Below are 22,609 nucleotides of genomic sequence, written 5' to 3' on the forward strand. Positions count from 1 at the left end.
GCGCGTCTTTTCGAATGTTACACGCGGCGAGACGCATGTAAGGCCGGGCCGACGAACGGACTACTAACGCTGTGGCCAGGCCGCGGCCAGCGGTGCGAAGTGCGTGGGGTATGATCGATTCGTCAATCTCCGATACCCCTTGGCGCCGAATGTCCTTTCTCCTGCACGATTCCGTATTGATGCAAGCCGAGCGCTCGGCGGCCGTACCGGCCCTGCGCCATCGGGATGGCGTCGAGGACTATGCGACGCTGGCGGCCAGTATCGAGCGCGCGGCCTCGCGCCTGCTGGATTGCGGCCTGGAGCGTCAGGAACGCGTCGCGGTCTACCTCGACAAGCGGCCGGAGACGGTTCACGCCCTGTTCGGTGCGGCTCGCGCTGGCGGTGTATTCGTTCCGGTTAACCCGCTACTCAAGGCGGAACAGGTGGCGCACATCCTGCGCGACTGCAATGTGCGCATCCTGGTGACCTCCGCGGACCGCCTGGCGGCACTGCGTGCGGCTCTCGCCGGGTGCCCCGACCTGCACACGGTGCTGGTGGTGGGGCAGGAGCCGAGCCAGGACTCGGGTCAGGACTCGGGCGATGCCGGGGGTGGGCATGTGCGAGTGGACGCCTGGGACGCCGAGCCGGATCGCGATGGATTGAGCGGGCACCGGGTGATCGATACCGACATGGCCGCGATCCTCTACACCTCCGGGAGTACCGGACGCCCCAAGGGGGTTGTGCTTTCGCACCGCAATATGGTCGCGGGCGCACAGAGCGTGTCGACCTACCTGGACAACCGGTCGGAGGATCGCATCCTCGCGGTGCTCCCCTTCAGTTTTGACTATGGCCTGAGCCAGCTGACCACCGCCTTCCGGATCGGGGCCGAGGCCGTGTTGCTGAATTACCTGCTGCCGCGCGACGTGATCCGGGCCGTGGAGCGCGACGGCATCACCGGCCTTGCGGCCGTCCCGCCTCTGTGGATCCAGCTCGCCCGCCTGGAATGGCCGGAAGCGGCACGCGCCTCCCTGCGCTATATCACCAACTCTGGCGGTGCGATGCCGAAGGAGACACTCGCGGCCCTGCGCGAACAACTTCCGCGCACCGATTGCTACCTGATGTACGGATTGACCGAGGCATTTCGTTCCACCTATCTCCCGCCGGCCGAGCTGGACAAGCGTGCCGGCTCCATGGGCCGGGCGATCCCCAATGCGGAGATCCAGGTGGTCCGCGAGGACGGCAGCCCCTGCGCCCCCGGCGAGCCGGGCGAGCTGGTTCACCGGGGTGCGCTGGTCGCCATGGGGTACTGGAACGATCCGGAACGCACGGCGGAGCGTTTCCGCCCTGCGCCGGGCCAACCGCCCGGTGTGCCACTGACCGAGATGGCGGTGTGGTCCGGCGATACGGTACGCATGGATGCGGATGGGTTCCTCTATTTCGTTGGGCGCCGTGACGAGATGATTAAGACTTCCGGGTACCGCGTGAGCCCCAACGAGGTGGAAGAAGCGGTCTATGCCACAGGGCTGGTGGCGGAGGCCGCCGCGCTGGGGGTGGAACACCCGGGCCTGGGGCAAGCGATCGTGCTTGTGGCCCTGCCGCAGGCCCCGGGGCTGCGGGCGGATGACCTGATCGACGCGCTGCGCCCCCATTTGCCGGGTTTCATGCTGCCGGCGCATGTCGGTTTGTGCACCGAGCCACTGCCGCGCAACGCCAACGGCAAGATCGACCGCAAGGCGCTTGCCAGCGAGTTTGGCGACCTGTTCCGGGAAGGGGTGCCGGCGTGAACGATACCCGCCCCGACCACTGCCCGATGGACCAGTTCAGCGTGGTGGACGACTGCCTCCAGCTTGGAGGGCAGTCGCTCGTAGATCTGGCCGCGCGCATCGGACAGACCCCCTTTTATGCCTATGACCGGGACGCAATGACCCGCCGGGTCGCGCTGCTGCGTCGCAGCCTGCCGGATGGCCTCTCGCTGCATTACGCGATCAAGGCCAACCCGATGCCGGCGGTCGTACAACACATGGCCGGGCAGGTGGACGGGCTCGATGTGGCCTCGCAGCGCGAGATGCAGGTGGCGCTCGATACCGGGACCCGTCCGGATGACATCAGCTTTGCCGGACCGGGCAAGTCGGTGCCGGAGCTGGAGGCCGCCGTCGCGGCCGGGATCACCATCAACCTGGAATCTCCCACCGAACTCGAGCGGGTCGGCGCGATTGCCGCGCGTACCGGCTATCAGGCCCGTGTCGCGGTCCGGGTGAATCCCGATTTCGAGCTGAAGAGCTCCGGCATGCGCATGAGTGGCGGCCCCAAGGCCTTCGGGATCGATGCCGAACGGGTCCCCGACCTGCTGGCCCGCATTGGCGAACTCGGGCTGCATTTTCGCGGTTTCCATATCTTCTCCGGCTCGCAGAACCTGCGACCAGAGACCTTGGTCGAGGCGCAGGGGCAAACGTTCGAGCTTGCCCTGCGTTTGGCCGAGTCCGCCCCGGGGCCGGTCGAGATGCTGAACATCGGCGGCGGCTTCGGTATCCCCTATTTCCCGGGCGATCAACCGCTGGATCTCGGGCCGGTCGCGGAGCACCTGGAAGGCCGTCTGCCTGCGGTGCGGGATGTGCTCCCGGATGCAGAGATCATTCTCGAACTGGGGCGCTACCTGGTGGGCGAGGCCGGCATTTATGTGGCCGAGGTCCTGGACCGCAAGGAGTCGCGCGGTCAGGTGTTCCTGGTCACCAATGGCGGCCTGCATCACCACCTGGCCGCTTCCGGCAACTTTGGCCAGGTGATCCGCAAGAACTATCCGGTGGTGGTGGGCAATCGCGTGCGCGGTACCGAGCGCGAGGTCGTGAACGTGGTGGGCCCTTTGTGCACGCCGCTGGATGTGCTGGCCCAGCAGATGGAACTGGCACGCGCCGACGTGGGCGACCTGATCGTGGTCTTCCAGTCGGGTGCTTACGGCTACACCGCGAGCCCCACGCGCTTCCTCAGTCATCCAGAACCCGTGGAGATCCTGGTGTGAACGGCGCCGTTGCCGTGCCCCCGGAAAGCCCGGCCCTGCCGCTGGCGCGCCAGACGGTGTATCTGCCTTTCCGCTTCGGGTATCGCACCCTGGCGGAGCCGGTGCGCACGATGCAGGTGCTGCAGCTTCCGTTTACCCGGATCCGTGCCGAGCATGCCGAAGAGATTCTGACGGCCGCACCGGACGAGGACTGCCTGATCCGCTCCATGCCGGTGGAGGCGCCCCTGCCCCGCGTCTCGCGGTTTCGGGGGCGATTGCGCTTCGTGCCCCGGCAGTATCAGCGCCACTTCATTGATCTGACCACCGGGTGGGACGCGTATCAGGGACGGTTCAGCGCGAAGACGCGCGCGAGCATGCGCCGCAAGGTGCGCAAGCTGGCGGAGGCCTCCGGCGGCGCGGTCGACTGGCGCCAATACGACACGCCGGAGGGGATCCAGGAGTTTCATCAACTCGCCCGCGAGGTGTCGGCCCGGACCTATCAGGAGCGCTTGCTGGATGCCGGTCTGCCCGGGGGCAAGGCGTTCGTCGAGCAACTGGTGGAACGTGCTCGCGAGGGGCGGGTGCGCGGGTACCTGCTGTTTCTGCAGGGGCAGCCCATTGCCTATCTGTACTGTCCGATTGACGACGGGATTCTGCGTTACGCATTCCTCGGCTACTTGCAGGAGCATGCCGACCTGTCCCCCGGCACGGTCCTGCAGTGGCTGGTGCTGGAGGCGCTGTTCCACGAGGAGCGATTTGCCCTGTTCGATTTCAGCCCGGGGGAAGGCGCGCACAAGTCGCTGTTCGGGAAGGACTCCCGCTATTGCGCCGACGTGTACCTGTTGCGCCCGTCCTGGCGTAACCGCGCCCTGGTGTACTCGTATCTGGCGGTCACGGACCTTTCGCGTCTGGCCAGTGATGTGCTGAGCCGCTTGCAGCTCAAGGGCCGGGCCAAGCGTCGTGCCCGGGCGGCCGCGGCAGGCTGAGGGGCGATCGCTCGTGCGCCGGCTGCGCCTGTCACCGATGACGTTCGAGGCATCCGCCCTGTGGCTGCTCAAGCGACTGACCGGTCTCCAGGTCCACTGGCTCTACGAACTGCGCGCGGACGCCACGGACGGCGGGAGTCCGCACGAGGGGCCGCCGGAAGTGTGCTACCACCAGTTTTGTGATGTGGCGGGGTTCGACGGTCTGCCCGAGGATCAGGCCCGGTCGATCGCGGGACACACCGGCCGCTCACCCCGGCGCCTGTTGCGCGAGGGCGGGCGCATCCATGCAATGGAGACGGGCGGACGGATCGTGTCGCAGCTGAATGTGCAGTTCGGCGCATTCGATGTCTCCACGCCGATTCCGTTGCGGTTCTCCCTGCCGGCCGAGGCGTTCTTTGTCTCCTTCCTGTACACGCCGGAATCCGAGCGCGGGCGGGGGCACGCCCAGGCACTGGTTCGGCATGCCTGCGAGACGCTGTTTCGGGAAGGCTACGGGCGCGCGTACTGTCATGTCCGCTCCACCAATATTGCCTCTCGCCGGGCATTCCGGCGCGCAGGCTGGCGGCCGGCGGGGATCATTGTCGCGACTACCTCCGGACGCCTTGTCGCCACCCCCGGTACCCGCCGGCGGGGCTTCGGCGTCACGCGCCTCAAACCCGCCGCAGAACCCTCCGGATCCGGTCCTTGAATTTCAGGCGTGCGGCGAGGGCAGAGAGGGTGTCAGAGAGCCTGTTGAAGCTACCCAGCGAGGTGTAGAGCAGGGTCCCCCGCACGTTTCGCGGGAACAGGTAGAACTTGCCTTCGCGGCGCGACTGGTTCGAGAGTTTGCGCTTTGCCGCGTTGTCTCCGTGCAGCATGTCGACGCGCTGGATGGTCGGTGACAGCGAACAGAGGTCCTGGAGGGTCCGTGCTTGCAGCACAATGCCCGGATGCCATTCGGACCAGTCCGGGTCGTAGCCGATGTGGTGGCTGAAATAGGTGCCCTGAAAGACGAAGCCGACTCTCCAGGCGACCAGCTTCTGGTCCACAAACAAGCCGTAACATCGCGCGTAGCCGCGTTCGGCGGCGGCCTGCAGCATGCGCTCAATCCAGTGCCCTCGCTTTACCCCCAGTCCGAGCAGGCGGCTTTGGTAGGTGCGGGCCGATACGGGCTCGACGGTATCAAGAAACGCCGTGATCTCTTCCGGTCGGGAGAAGACATCCAGGCGCGCGCTTTGGCCGAAGTGTTCGCTGAATCGACGTTCACTGCGGCGGATATCCTGGCGGGCCTTGCGTGGCAACGAGCCGAGATACGCATCGAAGGTGCCTGGCAGGTCCGCCAGACGCCGCGTGTCCGTCTCGCCGCTTTGCAGTACGTGGTAGTGACGGCGGAGCTCGGCCGATTGCAGCGCCTGCCAGAGCGGTTCGCCTTCGACCACGCCGATCAGAAACACCACGCCGCGCCGGTCCAGGTGGCCTTTCAGCTCGCCGAGGACGGCCGTCAGGTCATCCTGCGACCAGTCGGGCAGGTTGCCGGTGAGTACATGGCGGCGGATCTCGATGCGCCTCAGGGCCATGCCACCGAGGACGAAGCTGAGGGCCCCGTCGTGGACATAGATGGGCAACTGGCGGGAGTCCCGCTCGGCCAGCAGCACGCTGCCGTGGCCGGGGTGCCGTATGGCGAGCAGCCACTCCGGGTCATGCTCCATCATCGTGCCCGGCGCCGGGGGCGTGAAGGTCTCGCCCGGCGAGGCCTGGCGCAGGACCCAGTTCGCTGCGCGGGCACGATCGTTCTGCTGGGTCGCCGCGGCGCTGGGGGAGCGGGCCATGCTCACACCCCGACCGAGGCGTGGTTGAGGCGGTTGACGAGGATGCGCCCCAGAGCCCGGTAGGCGGGGACATCGAGCGTGTCTTCATGCGGGGCCGCGGGCTCGTTTCCGAGTGTGCTCATGCAGGCCGCCTCCAGACCGGGCTGTTCCGCGACGAATTTGCACAGTCGTTTCAGGCGGTGACGATTGATGCGATCAAGGGTCGGCGACCGGGCGGCGTCGCCCCGGTGCTTCACGAACTCGAATGGGTGGGTGAGGACCACGACATCCGATACGCCCTGTTCGCGGGCCTTTTTCAGGACGGTCCGGGTCTCCGGCCAGGAGCATCCCGTGATCGTGAGGGTCTTGTAGTGGCGCTCGCCCCGCAGGCAAAAGTCCGTGTAGGTGGTGACCGGGAACTCGCGTATGCCGTCGATATCGTGATGTCCGGCGAACAAGTGCAGCTCGGGCTCGCGCGGGCGGTAGATCGCCAGGCCGATGTTCGAGGCGATCCCCATGCCGCAGCGGCGCATCGCCGCGTAGACGCCAAGCCCGACCTTGAGCCCGCCGGTACGCAGGACCGTGGGCGCGGGCAGGCCCCAGCGGGTGAAGGTGTCCTGGCCCATCCGGATCAGCCGAACCTGCTCGTCCTCGCTGCGGCGGGTGATGTCATCGTTCGGCGGATTCGTCTGCAGCTGTTGAGACCAGTTCGGCTGTTCGAAGTACGTCCAGCAGGGGTGCAGGTGGAGTTGCACGTCATGCCCCCGCGCGGCGATCTCGCGCGCGATGCCCCCCATGAGCTCGTCTCCGAAATAGCAGGTGTTCAGGGTCTCGACAAAGAAGGTGCCGCGAATGCCGTACTGCTCCAGGGTCTCCAGAAGATAGCCCAGACCTTCCGAGCGACCATGGCGCTCGCAGTAGACGGACGGCGGGCCGATCGGCCGCCGGCCCTGGGGGTCGGCAAAGGCCCCGCCGATGCTGAACTCGGTGTCGACCGTGATGTGGACACGGGTGGTCATGCGGCGCGGCGTTCCAAGGGTTCGGCGAGGTTGCGGGCCAGGCGCAGGCCGAAGCGCAGGGGCGTGCGGTCCCAGGGGGTAAAGCGCGGGAGCTGGAACGGATCGGAAGCCGCGCGCGCGGCGCCGGCGGCGGTGGAGACGGCGGCATCGAAGCCGCACTCGCGCGCGATCTGCACGTGCTCGGCGGCGTAGTCGCGGTCCGGGCGGCCGTTCGGGTAGGCGAACAGGCGCAGCGGGCGGTCCAGCAGCGTCTCCAGATCGGCCTTGCCGCGCTGGATCTCGGCGCGCGCGGTGGTGGCGTCCACCTCGGTGAGGATCGGGTGGGTGGCCGTGTGCCCGCCGATCCCCATGCCCGCCGCCGCCAGTTCGCGGACCTGGGCGCGAGTCATCATCAGGTCGTCAGGAAGTTTCAGTCCGAAGCGCCGGGCAAGTGCCTCGGTGCCGGCCGTGCGCTGCTCCGCGGGCTGGTACTTGAACTGGCCGATCAGGGCGCGGATCAACTCCCGCCGGTCGGCGATGGTGTCCAGCTGCCGCTGTCCCAGGCCCTCCGGCGTCAGGTCGATGGGGCCCGCTGGCAGGCGGCGTACGGTCTCGATCAGGGTGTCGTTGAACATGCGCCCGCCGTCGAGATACCCGGTGGCGATGAAGAAGGTGGCCGGCACGCCCGCCTCGCGCAGGATCGGCAGGGCGACCGTGGCGTTGTCGGCGTAGCCGTCATCGAAGGAGACGCTGACCGCGCGGGCGGGCAGCGTAGCGGCCTGCAGGCGGTCCACGGCCTCGTCCAGCGGCAAGGGGTTCATGGAGCGGGCCAGCAGGCGCATCTGCCAGCGGAAATCATCGGCGTGCGGATCGCCGGGCAACAGCGGGTCGGGTGCGGGCAGGACGCGGTGATAGATCAGGATGGACAGGCGCGCGCGGGAGCCGCCGGGCGACATCAGGGACAGCAGCGAGCGCAGCAGCATGCGGGTCAGCCCGTGGCGCGGGCGCGCGGCTCGTGCCCCAGCCACTGGGCGATGACGGAGGCAATACGCTCGCCGGCGCGGCCATCCCAGTATTGCGGGGCGCGGCCCTGTTTGCCGCCATGGTCCATGACGTCGCGGAAGGCGGCCTGCAGACGCTTCGGGTCGTGTCCGACCAGGACATTGGTGCCCTCGTCGATGGTGATGGGCCGTTCGGTATTCTCCCGCAGGGTGATGCAGGGTACGCCCAGCGCCGTGGTTTCTTCCTGCATGCCACCGGAGTCGGTGAGCACGACTCGCGCGTCCTTCATCAGGCCCAGCATTTCCAGATAGCCGGCCGGCGGCAGGACCGCGATGGGCGCCTCGCTCAGGTGGTGGTCCAGCCCGGAGGCCTGCAGCCGGTCGCGGGTGCGGGGGTGCAGCGGGAAGACCAGGGGCAGTTCGCGGGCGATGGTCGCGAGAGTGGCGATGAGGCGTTCCAGGATCGCCGGGTCGTCGACATTGGAGGGACGGTGCAGGGTTAGCACGCCGTAGGCACCATCCGGGGCGAAGCGCGCCGGGTCGATACCCGCGGATTGCAGGGATGCGTCCCAGGGCACGGCCCGCTCGAGGTTGTGGAGCTGGGTGTCGATCATCACGTTGCCGACGAAGTGGACGCGCTCGCGATCGATCCCCTCGCGCGCGAGGTTGTCGATGGCATGGCCTTCGGTGGTGAACAGGAGATCGGAGATCTGGTCGGTCAGAACCCGGTTGATCTCCTCCGGCATGCGTCGATCGTAGCTGCGCAGCCCGGCCTCGACGTGGATCACGCCAATCCCCTTCTTGGCCGCGACCAGGGCACAGGCGATGGTGGAGTTCACGTCGCCCACGACCAGCACGGCCCGCGGGTTCAGCGCGTCCAGCACCGGCTCGAAGCGGCTCATGACCTCGGCCGTCTGTACCGCGTGGGAGGAGGAGCCGACTTCCAGGTTGATGTCCGGGTACGGGATGTTCAGATCGGTGAAGAAGCGCTCGTTCATCGCCGGATCGTAGTGCTGGCCGGTATGCACGAGCTGCCCGGTGATGCCCGCGCCGGCCAGCGCGCGCATCACCGGGCCGATCTTCATGAAATTCGGCCGTGCGCCAACGACGCACACGATGTCGCATTGCTGATGGCTTGTCATGGGCTGTCGAGATGTCCTGTGGGCGCATGGGCGGGGCCCGCTTGCGACGACGCCAACGGGCGCTGCTGGGCATCCGCGATGGGTCCGCGAGGCCCGGTCGGGATCCCTGTTGAATCACTTTATCGTGTCTGCAGAAACATGCTGGGCCTTCGTGAATGGCTCGTTAGATCCGGTGTGGGTGGTAGTGCGTGACAACAGGGTGGCCGGGGGTCATCGTTGAGTTCGGCAAGTGGGTTGGGTAAGCGTTTTCGGCAAGGGAGGCCTCGGTGATGGAACGTTTCGATCGCGGACTGTGCCGTGCCCTTGGCGGGTTGCTGGCGGCGTGCGTCTTGCTGCAGGGGATACCGGTCGCCATTGCAGATCCAGGCACTTCTACGGTCACAAGTGAGCCTGGAACAGACCTGCCGGATACGGCCTGGAACGTGGTACGGGCGGGTCCGGAAGATTACCGTGCGCGGGTGGCGTCGCTGGAGCCCGGCGACTGGCTGCAGCTGGCACCGGGCGACTACCCCTGGGCCCTGCGGCTGCATGGCGTGCGCGGAACGCCGGAGCAACCCATCGTGATCAGTGGCCCGGTCGGCGGCGAGCCCGCCATCCTGCGCGGACGCCGCGGGGAGAACACGATCAGCCTGGTGGACGCCGAGCATGTCGTGATCCGGCACCTGACCCTGGATGGTGGTGGCGAACCCGTGGCCGGGGTGGTCGCCGAGGCGCGCGGTGATGGGGTCCATCACGTGACCCTGGAACACCTGACCATCCGTCATTACGACCATTCGCAAGGCAACGCCGGGATCACCACGCGGGCGCCCGCCCGGGACTGGGTGATCCGGCACAACGAGATCCACGATGTGGGGACCGGGATGTATCTGGGACAGCCGGACGGGACCAGCCCGTTTGTCGCTGGCGTGATCGAGCACAATCACGTTCACCGCACCCTGGGGTACAACATCCAGATCAAGCACCAGACGGACCGCGACGGGATCCCGGGGATGCCGGCGGAGCCGCGGGAGACGCGGATTCGCTACAACCTGCTGAGCAAGGCAGAGCGCGCCAGCGACGGGGGGCGGGCGCGGCCCAACCTGCTGGTGGGGCATTTCCCGCCCGCCGGGCCGGGGTCCCAGGACCGCTATCGCATCGCGGGGAACCTGTTCTATCAGAACCCGCACGAGCGTCTGTTTCAGGGCGAGGGGAATATCGAGCTACACGACAACCTGTTCCTGAACGATACGGGCGACGCGGTACTGGTGCGGCCGCACAACCACCGGCCACGCGAGATCCGGATCGTGAACAATACGATCCTGGCCACCGGGTTCGGCATCCGGGTGGACGCGTCGGGTCGGGCCTACGATCAGGAGGCGTCCGGCAACGCCGTGTTTGCCGGGGATCCGCTGCAGCTCTCGGGGCGTATCGCGGGCGGCGAGAACTTCATTGCGGCGCGCGCGGACGCGGCCCGGTATCTGGCGGCACCGGATGCCGGGCAGGATGCGCTGGATCTCTATCCCCGGGAGGGCGCTCTGCACGAGCGTTCTGCCGGCGTGAGTTCGGCCCCGGCCGCGGGTGCGGATCGCGACTACAATGGCCGTTTGCGCGAGCAGGCAGTCTGGGGTGCCTATGCCGGGCCGCCGGGGCCCAACCCCGGACGAGCGGACGGTGTCGGGCCGCGTGTCCCGGGCTGTGCGCCCTGCCGCTGACGGGGTTGCGAGCGTCGGTATCGCATACGAAAACGGAGAGGTAACCGGCCCGGCGCCCTCCATTACGATTGGCAAAGAGAACGGACATCTTATGCATACGCTTCCCGCGCTGGATGAAGTCACCATCGGAGTAGTCGGTCTGGGGTACGTCGGCCTGCCACTGGCCGTGGAATTCGGCCATCAATGGCCCACCCGCGGGTTCGATATCGACCCGGATCGGGTGCGGCAGCTGCAGGCTGGAGTGGACCGCACGCGCGAGGTGGAGCCGGAGAAGCTCGCCGCGACCCCGCAGCTGACGTACACCGCCGATCTCGAGACCATGCGCGAATGCAACGTGTTCGTGGTGACCGTCCCGACGCCGATTGACCTGCACAAGCGACCGGATCTGGGACCGCTGCTGGGAGCCAGCCGCAGTGTGGGGCAGGTCCTCAAGCCGGGCGACACGGTGATCTACGAATCCACCGTTTACCCGGGGGCGACCGAGGAGGATTGCGTGCCGATCCTCGAGGCGCAGTCCGGGCTGGTGCATAACCGGGACTTCTTCACCGGCTACAGCCCCGAGCGCATCAACCCGGGCGACAAGGAGCACGGGGTCACCTCCATCATGAAGGTGACCTCGGGCTCCACCCCGGAGGTGGCCGACTTCGTGGACGGGCTGTATGCGCGGGTGATCACCGCCGGGACGCACAAGGCCGAGAGCATCCGCGTGGCCGAGGCCGCCAAGGTGATCGAGAATACCCAGCGCGACGTGAACATCGCGCTGATCAACGAGCTGGCCCTGCTGTTCGAGCGCCTGGGCCTGGATACCGAGGCGGTACTGAAGGCGGCCGGGACCAAGTGGAACTTCCTGCCCTTCCGGCCGGGCCTGGTGGGCGGACACTGCATTGGCGTGGATCCCTACTACCTGACGCACAAGGCACAGGCGGTGGGCCATCACCCGGAGATGATCCTGGCCGGGCGGCGCGTGAACGATGCCATGGGCGCGCACATCGCGGACAACACGGTGCGCGCCCTGGTGCGCAAGGGCATCAACCCGGTGGGGGCGCGGATCCTGGTGATGGGGCTAACCTTCAAGGAGAACTGCCCGGACCTGCGCAATACCCGGGTGATCGACATCCACGCCACCCTGGCTGGCTACAACGCCGAGGTGACGGTCTTCGACCCCTGGGTGGACCCGGCCGAGGCCGAGCACGAGTACGGCATCACGCCGGTGACCGAGACGCCGGCACCGGGGCAGTTCGATGCAATCATCGTGGCCGTGCCGCACCGCGAATTCCTGCAGATGGGGATCGAGGCCATCCGCGAACTGGCACGGCCCGAGTCGGTGATCTTCGACGTGAAGTCCGTCTTTCCGCGCTCCGCCACGGATCTCCGCCTTTAAGGGGGCGCCGAGCCCATCACGCGTTTGCGTTGGTGCCCCCCGGGTTCCTGATGGGGAGGCTCCGGGCCCCGGTGCGGCGCACGGATGGCGAACGCTACGCCCGCATAACGCCCCCGCTGTTCATGGGCGCGGCCGGAGCTACAGTGGCGGGACGCTTTCGTCCCGGGAGACGCTGAACCGTGTGTCCGTCCGCGTTGTTGCCCCATGGTTTCCGACGTGCCGCCTGATTGCAGGGGCGTCGCTGCGCCCCATGTGCATTCGGGCGTGACGCGCGCCCGCACCGATTCATGGATCGGCGCTTCCCTGGCCCTTCGATGAGCCGGCCGCGCGCCGGTTCGGAACCGCTGTCGCTGCGTACCTGCGCGCTGTGGGCCTGGCTGTCGCTGGGCGCTGCGGTCTACCTGACGCTGCTGCCCTTCGAATTCGGCTCGATGAGCCTGGAGCGCGCCTGGGAGGTCTACCGTGGCATGAGCCTGACCGGCCCCGGGACCAGTGGCCGCCAGCAGTTCATGGCCAATGCCCTGATGTTTATGCCGTTGGGGTTCTTCTGGACTGCATGGCTGACTCATGGTCGCCGCAACCGGCTGCTTGCGACCGGCGCGTTCGTCTTCGTGGCCGCCCTGGGCCTGGCGGTTACGGCCGGCGTGGAGTTTTTGCAGGTGTGGCTGCCGTACCGGCATCCGGCGGCGGCCGATATCGCCGGAAACTTTTCCGGGGCAGTGGCCGGCTCGCTCGCCTGGCTGGTGTTGCGCGACCCGTTGGCGCGCTGGCGTCGGGTGCTGGAGGGTGCGGGTGCGCAGGCCCTGACCGCCGGGCTGGTGATCTATGCCGCCGCCTATGTGATGGTCGGCTTTGTCCCCTTTGACCTGGTGCTCGCCATGGACGAGCTGCGGGCTCGCCTGGCATCCGATGCCTGGGGCTGGTGGGTCGCTGCCGGGGCCTGCACCAGCGGGATTCGCTGTATCAGCTGGCTGACGCTGGAGGTGGTCGCCAGTATCCCGGTGGGGCTGCTCCTGGCATTGTGGCTGCACCGGCGCGGCGCCTCGCTGCTGGGGGCCGGGATCCCGCTGGCCCTGCTTCTTGCGGGGCTGCTGGAGCTGTTGAATCTCGCCACCCTGTCGGGCATCGCCGAGGGGCGGTCCGTGCTGTTGCGGGCCCTGGGGATGGGCATCGGCCTGGTCCTGTTCCGGAACCTGCCCGCGCATCCCCATGGCGTGATCCGGACGCTGCAGCAGTTCGCCACGCCGATACTCGTGATCGGTGCCGTGTTCTACGCGTTGTTGCTGGTCGCGCTCAACCACGGTTTCGGCCCGTTCCACGCCGATGTGGAAGCGGCCCGAACCCAGTGGGCCGATCTGAACCTGTGGCCGTTCTACTACCACTATCACGTGGACGAGATTCACGCCCTGCGCAGTACGGCGCTGCATCTGGCCATGTATGCACCGCTGGGGTTCCTGGTCTGGTTGTGGCAGCTGCGCCGTCCCCTGCAGCCGTCGGCGCTGAACCTGCTGGCCGTCGTGGCAGGGGTTGTCCTGGCGCTGCTGGTCGAGGCCGCCAAGCTCTTCGTGGACGGCGCGCGCCCGGACCCGGCCAGCCTGGTGCTTGCCGGCCTGGCCGCCTGGGCGATGGCCGCGCTGCTGCAATGGCTGGGTCGTGCCAGTGCCGTGGGGGGCGTACCCGCAGAACGGGCTGCGGCTGAGCCACGCGGTCCTCACCCGGAGCCGGCTGGGCCGGGCCCGAATCCGCGCGGTTTTCAGCGCCTGCGCCAGGCGCTTGCCGGCCTGCTGGCGCTGGCGACTCTGTTGCTGGCGGTGACCTGGCCGGTCGTGCCCGTGGCACTGAGCGCCGGGTTGCTGGCCTATGCCGCATTGCTGGCGTGGCGGCCGCAGGGCTGGCTGTTCGTGATCCCCGTGCTGCTGGCCACCCTGGACCTGACGCTCTACCACGGGCGCCTTTTCGTCTCCGAGCTGGACCTGTTCCTGTTGATGACCCTGGCCATGGCCCTCTGGCTCGGGCCGCATGCGCTGCATGCGGGGGCATCGTTGTTGCCGCGCGGCATTCGTTGGGCGCTGGGTCTCCTGGTGGCCTCGACGCTGATCAGCCTGGCGGTTGCCCTGTTCCCGCCCGGCACCTGGAACCCCGGCGAGGCGGTGCATTTTGCCCACCAGTGGAATGCCCTGCGGGTGGCCAAGGGCCTGCTGTGGGCGGTTGTCCTGCTGGCGATGCTGAGGGTTGCGCCTGTCCCGGTGCCGGAGCAGGTGACGCGCTGGTTTCTCCCCGGGGTGGCGCTGGCCCTGCTGGCGCAACTGGCGTTCGTGGTGCGCGAGCGGGTTACCTATCCCGGGCTGCTGAACTTCGATAGTGGCTATCGGCTGTCAGGGCTGTTTTCGGAGATGCAGGCGGGAGGGCCCAGCATCGAGACCTTTCTGGTGCTGGCCTTTCCCCTGGCCCTGATCTGGTGCTGGCGCCAGCGCCTCGGCCTGATGCTCGCCGGCTCGGCCCTGCTGGCGGTCGGGACGGCATACGCCGTGGCGATGACCTATTCGCGCGGCGGGTATCTGGGGTTGGCGGTGGCTGTGGTCGTGCTCGCGGTCGGGGTGCTGCTGGCGGCGTTGCATGGGCGCATGCAGGCTCGGCAGGGGGCACTGGTCGGTGTGCTGTTGCCCGTGGTGGCGATTGCCCTGGTTGCGGGCACCACGTTGGGCGGGTTTGCCGAGCAGCGGATGAGTCACATCGAACGTGACTTCGGGATCCGCATGGATCACTGGCAGGCCGCCCTCGAACTGCCGGGCGGCGGGCCGCTTTCACCTCTGTTTGGGCGGGGTGTCGGCAGTTTTCCGGAGCACTACCGGACCGGAAACCGGGACGGGCGCCTGCCCGGCAATCTGGCCTTCACCCGCGCGGAGGGTGAGTCGCGCCTGCAAATCGGCGGTGGCGATTCGTTGTTCGTGAATCAGCGGGTGAGCCTGCCCCGCGACGGTCTCTATACCTTGACCGTGGAGGCCGCCAGTGCCCAGCCCACGGGATTTCGAGTCTTCATCTGCGAGAAGCCCATCCGCCATTCCTTCGGTTGTCGCAGCGAGGGCATGCGTCTGGAAGACGGTGGACGTCAGACCTTCCAGTGGAGCTTCGACCTGGATCCGATGGAGGCACGCCCCTGGCCCATTCAGCGCGGCCTGGTGTTGTCGCTGGGGGTCGATGCGCGCCAGCGGTCTGTCACCGAATTTTACAGCGTGCAGGTTCGGGATTCGGCCGGTCGTGAATACGTCGCCAACGGCGACTTCGAGCATCTGGGCCGTTACTGGTACTTCACCACGGACCATCTGTGGCCGTGGCGGGTCGAGAATCAGTGGCTGGAGATCTATTTCGATCAGGGCTGGCTGGGTCTTCTGGCCTTTGTGTGGCTGACGCTGGCGGCCCTGGTTTTGCTGTTGCGGCGTTCGCTGGCGGGCGATGCGGTGGCGCTGGCGTCGACTGCCGCGTTGACAGGGGCATTGTCGATCGGCGTGTTCAGTACGCTGTTTTACTCCCCGCGGATCGCCCTGTTGTTCTACCTGGTGCTGTTGCTGGGCGTGGCGGCGTCCGCAGCGCCGGCCGCAAAGGGCGTCAGGCAATCCGCGAAGCCTCGAGCGGGTTGAATTTGGGGCGGTCGTGCGGTGCGCGGTCGGGGGCGTTATGGGCCAGTCCGGTCCGCTCGGCTTGTGCCTAACGCTGCCTCGATCCCGCGCCTGATCGGGCTGTTAAGCTCGCAGGACGAAACCGTGGTGGGGCCGGGGAGATGGGCGAGGCCTTTGATGCATTCGACGAGCGGCTGATGGAGCTGGCTCATTTTGTGGAGGAGGCCGAGTCCCTGGAAAAGGGGTTGGCCGGCCTGGCCGCCCTGGTCAGTCACGCCATGGAGTGCGAGCGCTGTTCGATCATGCTGCTGAAGCCGGACCCGGACGGGAGCGCGGTGCGCTTGCGCGTCCAGGCACATCACGGGTATCTGCCCGATCAGGCCTATGACGTGAGGCAACCCCTTGGCTCGGGTATTTCGGGGCGGGTGGCGAGTGCGCGCAAGGGGTTGCTGATTCGTGACCTGCATGCCTCCGATTTTGCAGCCGAGGCGCGGCGGGCCGAGGGTTCGGGTCCGGTCGACGTGATCGCGGTGCCAGTGATTCTGGAGGGCGACCTGTTGGGCGTGATCAACATCGACAGCCCCGAGGGGCGGGGCCGGCTGACGCAGGAGGATTTGCGCCGGGCGTTGATCCTGGCCCTGGTGGTGGCGAAGTCGGTCCTCGTCCATCGGCTAAAGGGGTTGTTGCGCACGAGTTTTACGCAGATGGCGCTGGCGCGACAGCCGGGTGCGGCAACGGGCCCCATTACCCACGCCCCGGAACGCGTGGCCCGGTTGCTGGCGCGCACGCTGTACGACGAGATGAGCCGGGCCGGATTCTCCCGCGATCATGTGCTGATTGCCGCGACCGAACTCATTGGTCAGGTAAGCGAGGGCCGGGAATGAACCATCACGCGGTCATGGCGATGGCGCAAGGTGCGAACCGGTGAAGGATGCCGGCTTCGAACGCCGTTGGCGCCAGCGCTTCCTGGAGCGCGGGGCGAACCTGGAGGACGATGCCGGGATCGCGGGCTGGACGCACAGCGGCCTGCATAGCCGCATCCGGCAGTTCGAGCGACTGTGGCGGCGCGCCGACGTGGGGCCCGGTCGCTGGCTGGATGTCGGCTGCGGCGCGGGAACCTACACACGGATGCTGCATGCGCAGGGCCATGGGGTCTGGGGGCTGGACTACTCAACGCCCTCCCTGCAGAAGGCGCGGGATCGAAGTGATCCGGCGATCCCCTGGCTGGCGGCGGACATCAATCACCTCCCGCTGGCGGACGCCGCCTTCGACGGGGTGCTCTGCTTCGGCGTCATGCAGGCCTTGTCGGATCCAAAGCCGGCACTTGCCGAGATTCGGCGCGTTCTGCGCCCGGGAGGCGAGGCCTGGGTCGATGCGCTGAACCTGCGTTGCCTGCCCACGGCGGTTCGCGAATGGCGCCGGTGTCGGCGAGGGCGTCCGCCGCATCTGCGCTACGACGACCCTCAGGGTTTTCGCGCGGCGGCGGAGGCCGTGGGTCTGCGGCCCGAGGCGTTGTACTGGCTTCCGTTGGCCCCCGGCCGCCTGGCGCGCTTGCAGCCGCTCCTGGAGAACCGGGGCACCCGGAGTTTCCTGCAGGCGGTGCCGGCCGCCGGGGCGTGGCTGAGTCATTCGTTCATTCTGCGGGTGCGGCGGGTATGAGGGGCGGGCCACTCAGGGCTGTCGGAAAACTTTCCACTCGGCGCCTCCGCGTGCCCCGCGGGCTTTGTATCGTCGAGGGTCGGAGCCGTTATATCAGTAAGTTACCCGTTATTCAAAAGGCTGGCATCCCGCTTGCTATGTTCCAGGAGAAAGCGTCTGATTGCAGTGTACCCCCCGGATCGCAGCCCATTGCGGCGTGGCCGGGTGCCGTTGCCCGGACGGCGAAATGGCGAGGTTTGACCTGGAGCAGGCAAGCATGAGTGATGAACACGAGCACAACGGAAATCATGGCCCCGAAGACGTAGGCGAGGGCAAGTCCACCGCCCCCGTGGACCCGGACACGGGTTCGTCCGGCCTTCGCAGTCGCAGCCGGCGCCGCCTGACCGCGGCCGGCCTGGGTGGGGCGATGCTGGTGTCGCTCCCGGCCAAGTCGGTCTGGGGCGCCCAGGGGCAGTGCTCGCTGTCGGGCAACATCTTCTCCGCCAACGTCTCCAACATTGACCACGAGTGCACCGCGGGCGATGGCTGTACCTCGGCGTTCTGGAAGGACAACTGGGGTGCCTGGGAGTGCACCGGGTATTCCCCGGGTTCCTGCATTCAGACCAGCGGGACCGACAACAACTGCCAGCGTTTTGACGCCACCGTGGGTACGGGCGGGGCGACCTCCTTCGAGGAGGTCTTCGGTTACAGGCCGGAATGCCTGACCGGCACACCCTCGCTGATGGAGGTGCTCCATGCCTGGGGCGTGTGCAGGGGGTCGCTCGACTGGCATGCAGTGGGTGCCGTTCTGAACGCAGCGTGTACCTCGATCGACTTCGGCGCCTCGGTCGACGAGGTGATCAAGGCCTATTCGATGGCCCGCGAGGATGTGGGCAAGCACTCCGCGGTGAGGAACGTCTTCGCCTACATGAACGAGCGCTTCTGCCCGATCAACGGCCTGGGCGACTGCGGCGACGGCTACACGCGCAACGAGGCGGGCGAGTGCGTGGAGGTGCGGACCAACTCTTCCACTCTCAATCGTTGATATCCCGGGGCGCTGCCCACCAGCGCTCCTGGGCCGGTCGGTACACGAGGCCCCCTTGTCCGTTTCTGAAGAATCCTTTGCGCTGATCCCGCTGCCCACCGCTCACGTGCGGGCATGGGGTGAATCGGTGGTTGTCTATGATCAGCGCTGTGGCGAGACGCACGTGCTGCAGCCCCCTCTGATCGACATCTTCCAGGCCCTGCAAGAGGGGCCGATGACGCCGGCCACCCTGTTCGAGTACCTTGAACAGCGATATGACGCCACGGAAGGGGACCTGGAGGATGCGATGCACGCCGGCTTGAGCCAGTTGCGGCAGCATGATCTGATCCGTGTCTCCCCGGAGTCGCGGGACGCGTGATTGCCCATGAAGACCTGAGGGCGGGGTTGCGGGACGCCGGCCTTGCCATCCAGGTGGGGCCCTTCGTGGTCCGCTTGCGTTCGCGGCTGGACCGGGTCGAGCACTCCGTGGCCCTGTTCTACGATCGGCAACTTTTGCCGGCCGCCAGTACCCCCTTCGCCGATTTCCACGTCACCCTTGCGGCCTCCCCCGGCCTGCGCTCGGTTTGGCGTCCGCAGGCGCGTTTCTTTCTGGATGGTCGCTCGCCCTTCCGCCCCCTGCCGCTGGCGCATGCCTATCCGCTGTTCGAGTGGGGGCTGAACTGGTGCATTGCCCAGCACGCCCATGACTTCCTGATGATCCATGCGGCGGTGCTGGAGCGCGACGGCCGGGCGCTGGTGATGCCGGGTGAGCCCGGGGCGGGAAAGAGCACGCTGACCGCGGCCCTGACCCTGTCGGGCTGGCGGTTGTTGTCGGACGAATTCGCCCTGCTGTCGCTGGCGACCGGCAAGCTGGTCGCGCTGCCGCGTCCGGTCAGCCTGAAGAATGCCGCCATCGACCTGATCCGCGAACGCCATCCGCAGGCGATCATCGGTCCCGCCTCCCACGACACCAGCAAGGGGACCGTGGCACATCTGAAGCCACCGGATTCGAGCATTGAACGGATGCACCAGCAGGCCGGGCCGGCTTGGCTGGTCTTCCCGCGCTTTGCGGCCGGAGGACGTGACCGCCTGCAACCTCTGGAGCGGGCCGAGGCATTGCTGAAGCTGATCGGCTCGTCCTTCAATTACAGCGTGGTGGGCGGAGCGGGTTTCGAGGCAGCGGCCGATCTGATCGAGCAAAGCGCCTGCCTGAATCTGGAGTACGCGGACCTGGATGCCTCCCTGGGGTTGCTGAATGATCTCGCCGGGGCGGGCGCATGATCCGTGCCGCGCTGGAGCAACTGCTCGCGGTCCTCGCCGAGCCGGCAGCCTCCCGCAGTCTTTCGCTGGCGGATTGGGATTGGCTGGTCCGGGTGGCGCGAGTGGCCTCTCTGGAGGGGCGGTTGCATGCCTTGATCAAGGATGCCGGGGCGTTGTCGGATGTGCCTCCGGCGCCCCGGCGACACCTGCACGTCGCGCGGGTCCTGGCGGATCGCCAGCACGCCATGGCTCGCTGGGAGGTGGCACGGATTCACGAGGCCCTGGCGCCGGAGGCGATCCCGGTGATGCTCCTGAAAGGCGCGGCCTACGTGATGGCCGGGCTGCCCAGTGCGCCGGGGCGGCAGTTCTCCGATGTCGACATCCTGGTCCCGCAGGCGCAGATCCAGTCGGCGGAACAGCACCTGTTCGTTCAGGGGTGGGTCTGCGAGGGCTACGACACCTACGACCAGACCTACTATCGCCAGTGGATGCACGAGCTGCCTCCGCTCACGCACATGCGGCGCAAGAGCGTGCTGGATGTGCATCACACCATCCTGCCGCCGACCGCGCGGTTGCATCCCGATCCGGAACTCCTGTGGGCGGCCGCGCTGCCGCTGGATGGCTTTCCCGGAATGTACGTTCCGGGGCCGGCCGACATGGTCCTGCACAGTGCGACGCATCTGTTTCACGATGGCGAACTGGAGAACGGCCTGCGGGACCTGGCGGATATGGATGCGCTACTGCGTCGTTTTGTGGCGGAGGATTCGGACTTCTGGGAACACCTGACGGCGCGCGCCTTCGAGATGGATCTGGCACGCCCGCTCTACTATGCGTTGCGCTATGGTCGCGAGTTCCTGCAGACCCCCGTCCCCGATTCGGCGTTCCGCGCGTTGGCCGCGGCGCGTCCGGCGCCTCCTCTTCTGGCGCTGATGGACGGCCTGTTCCGGCGCGGCCTGAAACCGCATCACTGGAGTTGCGACGGCCGGTTGTCCGGCACCGCCCGCTGGTTGTTGTATGTACGCTCGCACTATCTGCGCATGCCCTTGCACTTGCTGGTTCCGCACCTGCTGCGCAAGGCGGCCAAGGACCATCGCAAGGGCAACAGGAACCAGGCCGAGCCCTGATCAGTGTTTCCCTAGGGCTCAGGGGGCTGCGGGGCCGGAAACCATGGCTTCGGAAAGGGCCATCAGGGGTGCGAGAAACAGTTCGCCGCGGAACAGGATGCGCGGGCCTGCCACCAGCCCCATGCACCGATAGCGTAGTTGTGCCATGCCGGAGCCCGCCAGGCCGCGCCCGGCGGTTTCCACTTGCTCCGCGGGGCTCACCAGGATGTGCAGGGCGTCGGCGCTGCGCAGGGCGCGTGCCAGCCGCTGGTCCACGCTGATGTGGTGCGCGGTGTAGACCATGGGGTCGCGGTAGAAATCGTGGCCGTCCGCATCGGCCTTTTCGAGCAGGGCGCAGGAGATTAGCGCGGCGGGAAACATGTCCGGAAAGTTGATGCGATCTTCGAGCTCGTCGAAGTAGTCCGCCTGACGCACGAGTGATCCCGACAGCAGGTTCTTGGCATTGCTGTTGGACATGAACTTGCGCTTGTGGAACCACCCGTTGTCCGCGAGCACGCAGCGATCCTCGAGCTGCTCGAGTCGGACATCCGCGGGCAGCGGCAATGACTCGCCAGGCAACGCCTGGGGTGTCAGGGAGTCGCGTACATGGCCGAGCAGCACCAGTCCGCTGCCTTTGCGCATCGCGATTCGATTGGATACCTGCGGCTGTCCCGACGCATCCGTGCCCCGGAGGGTGGGTTTGACGACGGTGGTGAACGGCTCGTCCACGCGCAGGGCGCCGGCGAACGTGAATTGGTAGTTGCGGAACGGGAGTTGCGAGGTGCTTCCGGCATCGCCCTCGGCGATCCGCATCCGGGTGACCAGGGCCTCTGCCAGACACTCCAGCTGAAAGCCCAGCACGATCGGTCCGCCAAACGGATTGCCGCGGATGCGCGTCCACTTGTCGCCGTCATGGAATGGGTTGAAGTCGTCCGTGGCGTTGCGCGCCACATCGATGTGGATCTGGCGGTAAACGCAGCGACTATCGGACGATGAGGCCGCCATGGGTGTGCCTTTGTCCGGCTCGGACTTGCCGTGAGGGGAGGGGGTGCGGATCGGCCTACTCCTGGTAGCCGGCCAGCAGCGGGCGGATCCGGTCGGCCGGGACCGCGTAACTGATCCCGCTGGGCCGGCTTACTGCGGCCTCGCGCCCGCCCTGGACGAAGACCTGGTTGATTACGCCGACGACTTCGCCATTGTCGATGCGATAGAGGGGGCTGCCGCTGTTACCGGGGTAGGCGGTGGCATCCAGCTGAAACACCATCGGCGCGCCGGCGCGCAGTTGCCGGATGTGAGCCTCGCTCAGTTCTCTCGAGCGGCGGGCGGTGATCGCCATGGGGGTGCGTGCGGCCACGTTGGCACGATGGGTCGCGGGGTAGATGCCCAGGATCATGCCGATCGGATAGCCCGTAAAGGCCAGCTGCTCGCCCGCGCGCACGGCGTCCGACGATCCCAGTCGCAAGGGGGGCAGTGGAGGGCCGGCGATCCGCAACAGGGCCAGGTCGTCGTTCGCCGAATGGGCCACAAGCTCCGCGCTGTGGATGGAGGTGTCGCGACCTTCGCCGCTGACTACCACGAGTTGCTCGCGGTTTGCATGATCCAGTGATTCCGGGATCACATGGTGATTCGTAACGATGAGGCGCCCGTCGCCGACCGCAAATCCGGTTGCGAGGTAATTGGCTCGCGGGCTGCGCGACGGCTGGTGGGTCGCGATACTGACTACCGAGGGCTTGATGCGCTCGATCGTGTCCGGCAGCCCGTCGGCGGCAGCCGGGCGCTGGGTAACCAGCAGGGCCAGAAGGCTCGCCGTGGCCAGCACCTTCAGCGTCTTCCTCGCGCGCTGCCAGGTGTCTGCCGAAAAGCCCCGGAAGAAGAGGGCGGATCGCTTGCTCGTCGTGCTGTCCATGGGCCATCCCCGCCAGTCGATGATTCGAGTCTAGGTCAGGCGGTTCCGGCCGTGGTGGTGATGCGTTAGGCGAAGGGGGCAATGGCCAGCGGGTGCTTTAA

19 protein-coding genes are annotated in these 22,609 nt (G+C 67.3%); 13 read left to right on the plus strand and 6 right to left on the minus strand.

Annotation, left to right across the window (positions count from 1 at the left end; translation table 11 throughout):
- The first annotated feature begins 149 nt into the window (after nt 1-149).
- The 4 genes from G335_RS0100325 to G335_RS0100340 are packed head-to-tail and all read left to right on the plus strand — an operon-like array spanning nt 150 to nt 4,648.
- Nucleotides 150-1,763 carry an acyl-CoA ligase (AMP-forming), exosortase A system-associated gene (locus tag G335_RS0100325; RefSeq protein WP_018175568.1) on the plus strand — a complete coding sequence of 538 codons (1,614 nt, stop codon included), beginning with the start codon at nt 150-152 and terminating at the stop codon, nt 1,761-1,763.
- Nucleotides 1,760-2,995: a pyridoxal-dependent decarboxylase, exosortase A system-associated gene (locus G335_RS0100330; protein WP_018175569.1), complete on the plus strand. Its 1,236-nt coding sequence runs from the start codon at nt 1,760-1,762 to the stop codon at nt 2,993-2,995. Before G335_RS0100325 ends, G335_RS0100330 begins: the two co-directional genes overlap by 4 nt.
- Nucleotides 2,992-3,960 (plus strand): GNAT family N-acetyltransferase, encoded by a 969-nt coding sequence (locus G335_RS0100335; RefSeq protein ID WP_018169288.1) that lies wholly within the window; start codon nt 2,992-2,994, stop codon nt 3,958-3,960. The genes G335_RS0100330 and G335_RS0100335 overlap by 4 nt, the downstream gene beginning before the upstream one ends.
- A gap of 37 nt (nt 3,961-3,997) precedes the next feature.
- Complete coding sequence (locus tag G335_RS0100340) at nt 3,998-4,648, plus strand: GNAT family N-acetyltransferase (RefSeq protein WP_018175570.1); 651 nt, start codon at nt 3,998-4,000, stop codon at nt 4,646-4,648.
- Here the strand turns inward: G335_RS0100340 and G335_RS0100345 are convergent.
- Genes G335_RS0100345 through wecB form a run of 4 tightly spaced genes read right to left on the minus strand, consistent with a single transcriptional unit; the run spans nt 4,611 to nt 8,888 of the window.
- Nucleotides 4,611-5,768 carry a GNAT family N-acetyltransferase gene (locus G335_RS0100345; RefSeq protein WP_018169286.1) on the minus strand — a complete coding sequence of 386 codons (1,158 nt, stop codon included), beginning with the start codon at nt 5,766-5,768 and terminating at the stop codon, nt 4,611-4,613. The two genes, G335_RS0100340 and G335_RS0100345, sit on opposite strands and share 38 nt — an antisense overlap.
- 2 nt (nt 5,769-5,770) lie before the next feature.
- Nucleotides 5,771-6,766 (minus strand): polysaccharide deacetylase family protein, encoded by a 996-nt coding sequence (locus G335_RS0100350; RefSeq protein WP_018175571.1) that lies wholly within the window; start codon nt 6,764-6,766, stop codon nt 5,771-5,773.
- Entirely contained in the window at nt 6,763-7,728 is a 966-nt protein-coding gene (locus G335_RS0100355; RefSeq protein ID WP_018169284.1) for a polysaccharide deacetylase family protein, read from the minus strand. Before G335_RS0100355 ends, G335_RS0100350 begins: the two co-directional genes overlap by 4 nt.
- A gap of 5 nt (nt 7,729-7,733) precedes the next feature.
- The gene (wecB, locus tag G335_RS0100360) at nt 7,734-8,888 is read right to left on the minus strand and encodes a non-hydrolyzing UDP-N-acetylglucosamine 2-epimerase (protein ID WP_018169283.1); all 1,155 of its coding nucleotides are present in this window, start codon (nt 8,886-8,888) and stop codon (nt 7,734-7,736) included.
- A 560-nt stretch (nt 8,889-9,448) separates the two neighbouring features.
- Here wecB and G335_RS0100365 point away from each other — a divergent pair.
- The 9 genes from G335_RS0100365 to G335_RS0100405 all read left to right on the plus strand — a co-directional run bounded on the left by G335_RS0100365 (nt 9,449) and on the right by G335_RS0100405 (nt 20,623).
- Nucleotides 9,449-10,579, plus strand: a complete 1,131-nt coding sequence (locus G335_RS0100365; protein ID WP_026304732.1) for a hypothetical protein — start codon at nt 9,449-9,451, stop codon at nt 10,577-10,579.
- A 91-nt stretch (nt 10,580-10,670) separates the two neighbouring features.
- On the plus strand, nt 10,671-11,960 hold the full coding sequence (locus G335_RS0100370) for a nucleotide sugar dehydrogenase (protein WP_018175574.1): 1,290 nt from the start codon (nt 10,671-10,673) through the stop codon (nt 11,958-11,960).
- A gap of 314 nt (nt 11,961-12,274) precedes the next feature.
- The gene (locus G335_RS0100375; protein ID WP_018175575.1) at nt 12,275-15,598 is read left to right on the plus strand and encodes a VanZ family protein; all 3,324 of its coding nucleotides are present in this window, start codon (nt 12,275-12,277) and stop codon (nt 15,596-15,598) included.
- 140 nt (nt 15,599-15,738) lie between these two features.
- On the plus strand, nt 15,739-16,461 hold the full coding sequence (locus G335_RS0100380) for a GAF domain-containing protein (protein ID WP_018169279.1): 723 nt from the start codon (nt 15,739-15,741) through the stop codon (nt 16,459-16,461).
- A 40-nt stretch (nt 16,462-16,501) separates the two neighbouring features.
- Complete coding sequence (locus tag G335_RS0100385; protein WP_018169278.1) at nt 16,502-17,236, plus strand: class I SAM-dependent methyltransferase; 735 nt, start codon at nt 16,502-16,504, stop codon at nt 17,234-17,236.
- Nucleotides 17,237-17,492: 256 nt separating this feature from the next.
- Nucleotides 17,493-18,260 (plus strand): hypothetical protein, encoded by a 768-nt coding sequence (locus tag G335_RS0100390; protein WP_018175576.1) that lies wholly within the window; start codon nt 17,493-17,495, stop codon nt 18,258-18,260.
- Between the two features lie 55 nt (nt 18,261-18,315).
- Nucleotides 18,316-18,618: an HPr-rel-A system PqqD family peptide chaperone gene (locus G335_RS0100395; protein WP_018175577.1), complete on the plus strand. Its 303-nt coding sequence runs from the start codon at nt 18,316-18,318 to the stop codon at nt 18,616-18,618.
- A complete protein-coding gene (locus G335_RS0100400) occupies nt 18,615-19,520 on the plus strand; it encodes an HprK-related kinase A (protein ID WP_018175578.1) in 906 nt (301 codons plus the stop codon). The genes G335_RS0100395 and G335_RS0100400 overlap by 4 nt, the downstream gene beginning before the upstream one ends.
- The gene (locus tag G335_RS0100405) at nt 19,517-20,623 is read left to right on the plus strand and encodes a nucleotidyltransferase family protein (protein ID WP_018175579.1); all 1,107 of its coding nucleotides are present in this window, start codon (nt 19,517-19,519) and stop codon (nt 20,621-20,623) included. Before G335_RS0100400 ends, G335_RS0100405 begins: the two co-directional genes overlap by 4 nt.
- An 18-nt stretch (nt 20,624-20,641) precedes the next feature.
- Here the strand turns inward: G335_RS0100405 and G335_RS0100410 are convergent, their stop codons facing one another.
- Together G335_RS0100410 and G335_RS0100415 are read right to left on the minus strand one after the other, a co-directional pair.
- Entirely contained in the window at nt 20,642-21,607 is a 966-nt protein-coding gene (locus G335_RS0100410; protein WP_018175580.1) for a hypothetical protein, read from the minus strand.
- Between the two features lie 55 nt (nt 21,608-21,662).
- Complete coding sequence (locus tag G335_RS0100415) at nt 21,663-22,508, minus strand: S1C family serine protease (RefSeq protein WP_018175581.1); 846 nt, start codon at nt 22,506-22,508, stop codon at nt 21,663-21,665.
- Between the last annotated feature and the right edge of the window lie 101 nt (nt 22,509-22,609).

The sequence above is a fragment of the Thioalkalivibrio sp. AKL8 genome (assembly GCF_000380525.1).
Taxonomy (GTDB): Bacteria; Pseudomonadota; Gammaproteobacteria; order Ectothiorhodospirales; family Ectothiorhodospiraceae; genus Thioalkalivibrio; species Thioalkalivibrio versutus.